The organism is Candidatus Thiosymbion oneisti, assembly GCF_900092655.1.
GTDB classification, from domain to species: domain Bacteria; phylum Pseudomonadota; class Gammaproteobacteria; order Chromatiales; family Chromatiaceae; genus Thiosymbion; species Thiosymbion oneisti.
Window position 1 is genome coordinate 1 of record NZ_FLUY01000425.1, and the last position, 6,565, is coordinate 6,565.

General features: G+C 62.1%; 4 protein-coding genes and 1 pseudogene. 1 reads left to right on the forward strand and 4 read right to left on the reverse strand.

Going from position 1 to position 6,565, the window contains the following annotated elements; all coding sequences use genetic code 11:
- From BQ17_RS23135 to BQ17_RS04175, 4 genes and pseudogenes are all read right to left on the reverse strand, one after another.
- A pseudogene (locus tag BQ17_RS23135) lies at positions 1–114 on the reverse strand (Uma2 family endonuclease); the annotation flags it as partial.
- Positions 115–371: 257 nt separating this feature from the next.
- On the reverse strand, positions 372–1,331 hold the full coding sequence (gene nrfD / locus BQ17_RS04165; protein ID WP_089724551.1) for an NrfD/PsrC family molybdoenzyme membrane anchor subunit: 960 nt from the start codon (positions 1,329–1,331) through the stop codon (positions 372–374).
- Between the two features lies 1 nt (position 1,332).
- Positions 1,333–1,980, reverse strand: coding sequence for a 4Fe-4S dicluster domain-containing protein (locus BQ17_RS04170; RefSeq protein WP_089724553.1), 648 nt, complete (start codon positions 1,978–1,980; stop codon positions 1,333–1,335).
- Between the two features lie 19 nt (positions 1,981–1,999).
- Positions 2,000–4,975 (reverse strand): molybdopterin-dependent oxidoreductase, encoded by a 2,976-nt coding sequence (locus BQ17_RS04175; RefSeq protein ID WP_089724555.1) that lies wholly within the window; start codon positions 4,973–4,975, stop codon positions 2,000–2,002.
- 390 nt (positions 4,976–5,365) lie between these two features.
- Here BQ17_RS04175 and birA point away from each other — a divergent pair, with 390 nt between their 5' ends.
- Positions 5,366–6,340 carry a bifunctional biotin--[acetyl-CoA-carboxylase] ligase/biotin operon repressor BirA gene (birA, locus tag BQ17_RS04185; RefSeq protein ID WP_369406456.1) on the forward strand — a complete coding sequence of 325 codons (975 nt, stop codon included), beginning with the start codon at positions 5,366–5,368 and terminating at the stop codon, positions 6,338–6,340.
- Positions 6,341–6,565: the final 225 nt, after the last annotated feature.

Below are 6,565 nucleotides of genomic sequence, written 5' to 3' on the forward strand. Positions count from 1 at the left end.
AGCCGCGGAAGGCCGCGGGTGAGTATGCAGCTGCCCATTCAGGATCTCCCCGGTCACCCCTTCAGGCAGGGCCTCCAGGGACTCGTAGAGGGTAGGTTGAAGTGCCGGTTGCATTTTCTTGTCCCTATCTCCCAAACGTACCTACAAGCGTGACCTTTTGCGGAAAACTGCTTTCTTCCAAACCGTCTGCGTCTCTCTCTCCCTCCCATTCTGTGGTCTGTAGAAATGCAGGAGATCGATGCTTGATTCTATCGGCAGCTGACGCAGAAATATATCAGGTTGCAACCACCTTAGCGGCTCAAAGGCATCCCCAATTACGCGAAGAGGCGCTTGCGCGCCTCTTTGATCCGCCGGGGTGCTACGGGCTCATCCTACCAAGGGTAGGCGTAGACCCCTGCATACATGAAATAGTGCCGCAGCAGGTAACCGCCGACGAGCACGAAGATGGAGGCGGCGATGATGGGTGCATGACTGGTCCAGCCCTTGATGACCCCTTTGAGCTCCAGGAAGAAGGGGACGATAAGGCCGAACCCGATAAAGCCGATCAGCCAACCCAGGTCGGTGAACAGGATCTCCCACGACCGCATGGCCGATTCGGGTCCCCGTTGCAGGTAGAAGAAGAAGGAGAGGATGATCAAAAGCTCGGCTCCGATCAATCCCAGATCGCTGCGCTCGTAGAGCACCCGGAGGTGTTCATCCGCGTCGTCCTTGATGATGGTGTACATGATGAGCAGCAGGAAGGCCATGGCGGTGGAGAAAGCGGATACGGTGAACAGTACCACCACCCCCGGATTCGCCCACAGGGCCACGGCGGGGAAGGATTGCAGCAACAGACCCGTGTAGACGGCAACGCCCACCCCGGTGGCGACCGCGAGCCAACCGAAGAGCTTGCGGTACTTTTCCACGAAGTCGCTCAGTTTGACCACGAAACCCCATTCCAGGGCCTTGCCGAGCAGCGGCGCGTTCTGGAACAAGGGGGTCACCCGGGCATAGGGAATCGCGTAGAGCACGGCAAAAATCATCATCCAGAGGATGAATTGGGTGCCCCAGGCGATCCAGGCCATCGGCTGGTTGAACATGGCCAACGGGTTGAACACATGGATTACCGCCAGGTGATCGAGCAGATGCCAGAACAACATGAGGGAGCCCAGGGACAGCAGCACGAACCCGGCGCCTGCTCCCCAGAGCACCAGGTTGCGATGGGCCTTGAGATACATGTCGGTGAAGAAGGTCACCGCCACCACCGCCGCGCCGAGCCCGCCGGTGTACAGGTAGACGGCGAACCACCAGGTCCAGATGTCCTGGGTCTCGTAGGTGATGTTGACTTCCATCTCAGCCCCTCCGCTTCATATCGTTGATGTAGTAGACATTGGGCCGGGTGCCGATGTGGGGCATCAGCGGTTGGGCCTCCCCGCTCGCGACCATTTGGGCGACCGGATCCTCGGGGTTGTCCAGATCACCGAACATCCGCGATTCGCCCACGCAGGTCTCCACGCAGGCGGGTTTTAAGCCCTTCTCGACCCGGTGGTTGCAGAAGGAGCACTTGTCCACGCTGGGACGGGTGCGGCGGTAGTCCGAGCCGTAGAACTCCTTGCCCTGCCGGACGTCCGCGTAGGTGATGTCCACCCGGGCCTTATAGGGACAGGCCATGGCGCAGGCCTGGCAGCCCATGCAGAGGTCTTCGTTCACCAGTACGAAGCCGTCGTCCGTTTTATAGGTCGCCCCGGTGGGACAGACACTCATGCAGGGCGGGTTGTCACAGTGGTTGCACAGGCGCGGGAAGAAGCGGCGGTGCACATCGTTGCCCACGCCGATCTCTTCGTCGTGGACATAGGTCCGCCACTTCGTGGTATCCCACTTGATCTCCCCATCCTCCTCGATTTGCCCTACGGGCATCTGATTCTCCAGGGTGCAGGCGGCCATGCAAGCATTGCAGCCCACGCAGGTGTTGAGGTCGATGACCATCGCGTATTTAGCCATGTCTTAGATCCTCCCAGCCTTAAGCGCGAGCTACTTTGAGGGTGAATTCCTGGGACCTGAATCCGGCCACCACGGGCTCCACCTGATGGGGGATGAGCGTGCTGGTCGCGGTACCGTCCCCGGACGTCCGGGTCAGGGCCTTATTCTCCACGCCGAAGGAGGAATGAATGAACAAGGTGTCCTTCTGTACCAGGCGGGTGACATAGGCGCGACCCTTGGCCTCCTGACCGGACTTGGTGTTGGTAAGCCGGATCGGGTCTCCGCTCCCGATGCCCAGCTTCTTGGCCCGGTCCGGATGCATCCAGACCCCCTTGTAGATGTCGTCCTTGAACTTGTTGATGCCGGACAGCACCGGGTTGTTGCTGTTGGTGGAGGCGTGGGAAACGGTGGGCGACTTGCCGTAGATGAAATAGAACTCATCCGCTCCCAACGCTTTGCCGTCCGGTATCTCGGGGGCGATCCAGCCGGCCAGCACCTGGAAGTTGTCCTGGGTGTGGCCCAGGTCGCGTTGCGCGCGCATCAGGCCGCTGAAGAACTCTACCCGGCCGCTGTCAGTGGGCACCGGGATCTTACGCGGCATGGCCTGGTGGGCGAGGATCTCACGCATATCCTCTTCGTGATAGACCCCCTTCTCGCGCAGCACTTTATCGATGTGCTGCGGGGTAGTCTTAATACGCTCGGCGTAGAAGTTGAAGGATGCCTTGCGGCAGGCGGCGGCGAAGGCCCCTTGCCCTTTCCTGTCCTGATGCGTCTGTTGGGTCTCGGCGTAGTACTTCTTGACGTTCGCGGCCTTGAGCCCCACCAGCATCTCCATCATCTGCAGGAAACCCTCCTGCCCCTGATTGCCGCTGATGATGCCGGTTAGCCGGTACAGGATGTCCGCCATCTCATCGGTGTCGTAAAGAGGATCGATGGCCGCATAGCGGGTAGTCAAGGCCAGGTCCTGGTTGGTGCCGTTGCCGTAGAGGGTAGGCTCGTCGCGCTCCAGGTAGGTGCTATTGGGCAGGATCACGTCCGCGTAGGGGACCGTATCCGAAGGCAGCACGTCCACGGCCACCACCAGCTCCACGTTCTCGTGACTCAGGGCCTCCCGCCAATAGGTATCGGGATAGTAGTGACGGACGGGGTTGGCCGCGTTGATCAGAAAGGCCCGGGTCCGATAGGGCTCGCCTTTGAATTGCAGCTCGCCCTTCACCGACTCTTGGAGCCCGGTGTCGGTCATCACCGGCAGGGCGACGTTGAACCGGCCGGCCTCCTTTTCCTGCTGGCTGAAGGCCCAGGACCAGCCGGGCTTACCATGCTTGAAGAACTGGCCTTTCTGGTCGGAGAAGGCCCCGATGACCAGCTTGATAAAAGCCAGGCCGGCCAGGTTTAACAAAGGCTCGTGCATTTTGCCTACCAAGGCGTCTATGGATATACCCATCTCTTCCATGTCCTTGTACATATGGGCCGCCTTGTGATGCACCTCGCCGGAGTTTACCCAGCCGCCCACGCTGTCGATACCGCCGGTGAGCGCCTGCACCATGGCCTGCACCCGGCGCAGCATCAGCGCGTTGCCGAAGCGGGCGCCGTGCCAGCCCGGGTCCACGATGGCCGGGCGGGTGGTGCCGAACTCGCGGGAGATGCGCTCGATGGTCTCCTTGGGTATGCCGGTAATCGCCGCCGCCCACTCGGGGGTGTACTCGGCGAGCGCCTCGAGCTGGGCCTCGAACACCGTCTTGACCGGCTTGCCGTCGACCATGACAGGTTGCGACAGCTTGAGGGCGGGCAGGAAGGTGAGGGTCTGGTCGTCCTTGGGAGTATGAGCCGCAGCAACATGCGGGTCTTGCCCCGCCCCGGAGGGGACGGCGTAGTGGTCCTCGCCGCGCGTGGAACCGCCGCTGCCGGGCTGTTCCTGCCCGTGGACGTGGTCGACGTCGGTGCTGTCCTGCGCTGTCGTGCTCCTGGCCTCCTTGAAATTGTTGTTGCTGAACTGTTCCAGCACGCGGATGTTGCCGAGGCCCTCTTCCACCACCTTGGGACGACCTTCCTCGTCGGTGACCATTCGCAGCTCGCCCTGGTCGTCCGTGTAGACCAGGAACGGCATGTTGGTGTAGCGCCGGAGGAACTCGCCGTCGTAGAACCCCTTCTCCATCATGATCTTCATCAGGGCCAGCATGAAGGCCAGATCGGTCCCCGGACGGATCTGGATCCACTCGTCCGCCTTGGCCGCGGTCTCGGAACAGCGCGGGTCCAGCGCCACTACCTTGGCGCCCCGCTTGCGACCCTCCGCGAAGCGCACCATGCGGCAGGTAGAGACCGCCCCGATGGAGGCGTTGTTAGCCACGAACAGGATGTACTTGGCGTTATCGAAATCCGGCAGGACCTCGTCGTGGATGTTGAAGTTGCCCGTGACCATGTCCGTGCCCAGGTGGCCGGTGGTCACGCAGTGCTGCATGGGCGAGGCGATGATATTGGGCACCTGGTTGGCCACCGCGAAGGGCACGGCCCAGTTCATATAGAAGACGCAGGAGGTCCAGCCGCCCACCATGGTCCATTCCCAGGGCTGGATCTTCGCGGACTTCTGCTTGTCTTCGATATACTTCCAGGCCTCCTCCCAGCTCGCCTCGCGGAACTTGTACTCGCCGCGCTTGGTCCCTTCGACGCGAATCATGGGCGTCTTGAGGCGGTCCGTATCATAGGTCTGGCGCATCCCCGCCTGACCGCGGGCACAGATCTTGCCGCGGTTGAGCGTGGAGTTGGGGTTGCCGTCGATCTTGGCAATGCGCTTGTCGCTGTTCTTGGTGCGGGTAGTGACCTCTATGTTGCACAGCGACGAGCAGAAATTACAGATGCTATAGGTGACCTCCTCCTGCTCCTGTTCATCCTTGGCGACGGCCTTGCCGACCATGCCGCCGAGGGGAGAAATGGGAGAGAGCAGGCTCAGTCCGGCGGTGCCGTAGCCGGTGGTTTTCAGGAACGCACGGCGGGAAAGGCGTGGTATCTTCCACCCCATGGGGGATCCTCCTCTGTGGCTGATGCTGCCCCGGTGCTACGACGACCGGGATTTTTATAAGGGGACCTTGAAGAACCCTCGATCCCTAAGGATTCTCCGGCCCGACGCTCACTTGTTTAAGTGCCTGGCCCGCCTGCCGGCGGGCGGCAGGCAGATCACAGGCACAGGCAGACACGGCATTTCGAGCGCCTTTATTTTCTTACGCTGGACGGCGGGGTATCCTGGCTCCGTACAGCTTCCAAGGTAGCCATGAGTACCCTCGTTACAGCATCCTTTAGGCGACCGGAGACTGGCTCCGACGCATACAGGAAGGTTAATCTATGTTATTCGGGGGCCTTAATCACTGACGAGCGTCAATAGATCGGCTGTCTTGCGAGAATGGAAACCCACTTGAGGATTATCCGCCGGCTCGCCGACGGCGAGCTCCACTCCGGCGCAGACCTGGCGCAGGCCTTAGGTCTCAGCCGAGCGGCGGTCTGGAAGGCGGTACACAAGGCCGGTGAGATACTGGGGCTGGAGGTCCGCTCGGTGCGTGGACGCGGCTATCGCCTGGCGGCGCCCCTCGAGCTGCTCGGTGCCGAACGCATCCTAGCCGCGATCCCGCACCAGGCCCGGCACCGGATCGAGCGGTTGGAGGTCTACGCCGATATCGACTCGACCAACAGCCACTTGATGCGCGAGGCGCAACAGGGCGCGCCGTCGGGTACCCTGTGTCTCGCCGAACGCCAGCGGGCCGGACGCGGGAGGCGCGGCAGGACCTGGGTCTCCCCCTTCGGCACCAACATCTATCTCTCCCTGCTGTGGCGCTACCCCTTGGGACCGGCGGTGCTCGGCGGCCTGAGTCTGGCCGCGGGCACCGCGGTAGCCGGCGTCCTGGAGGCGGAAGGCATACCCGACATCGGCCTCAAGTGGCCCAACGACGTCCTGTGGCACCGCCGCAAGCTCGCGGGCCTGCTCCTGGAGGTGGCGGGCGAGGCCCAGGGCCCAAGCCTGGTGGTGCTCGGGTTGGGGTTGAACACCCGTCTCCCCGCGGCCCAGGCCGCTGCGATCGATCAACCCTGGACCGACCTGGATTCCGTTGCCGGGCTCGGCGCCATTAGCCGCAACCGACTCGCGGCCCGGTTGGCGGAGCGCCTCACCGAGGTCATGGTGCGTTACGGCAGCGACGGGCTCGGCCCCTTCCTCCCGGCGTGGGAGCGTTTCGATCGCTACCGCGGCGAGCCGGTCACAATCCGCTTGGCCGACCAAAGCTTCTCAGGTCTCCACGCCGGGGTGACCCCACAAGGCGCACTGCGCCTGGACATAGACGGCAATATCCGGACCTTCCAGGCCGGTGAAGTCAGCCTGCGGCCCAATGCTATTTGAGTAAACCTCAAAGCCCCTCTCCCGGCGAGGGTGTCGCAAAAGCGGTGGCATCAGCTGCCAGTTTGTGAAGTTTAAACCACAGAAGACACAGAGAACGCAGAGCATTGGCCGGTGCCTTTTTCTGTGCTCTCTGTGTTCTCTGGTGCGTCAGGAGAAGCCTGGTTAGTCTAGCAATCTGAAAGGAGGTTGCCATGTGAATTGCTGATAGGCATGTAGCTGCGGTCA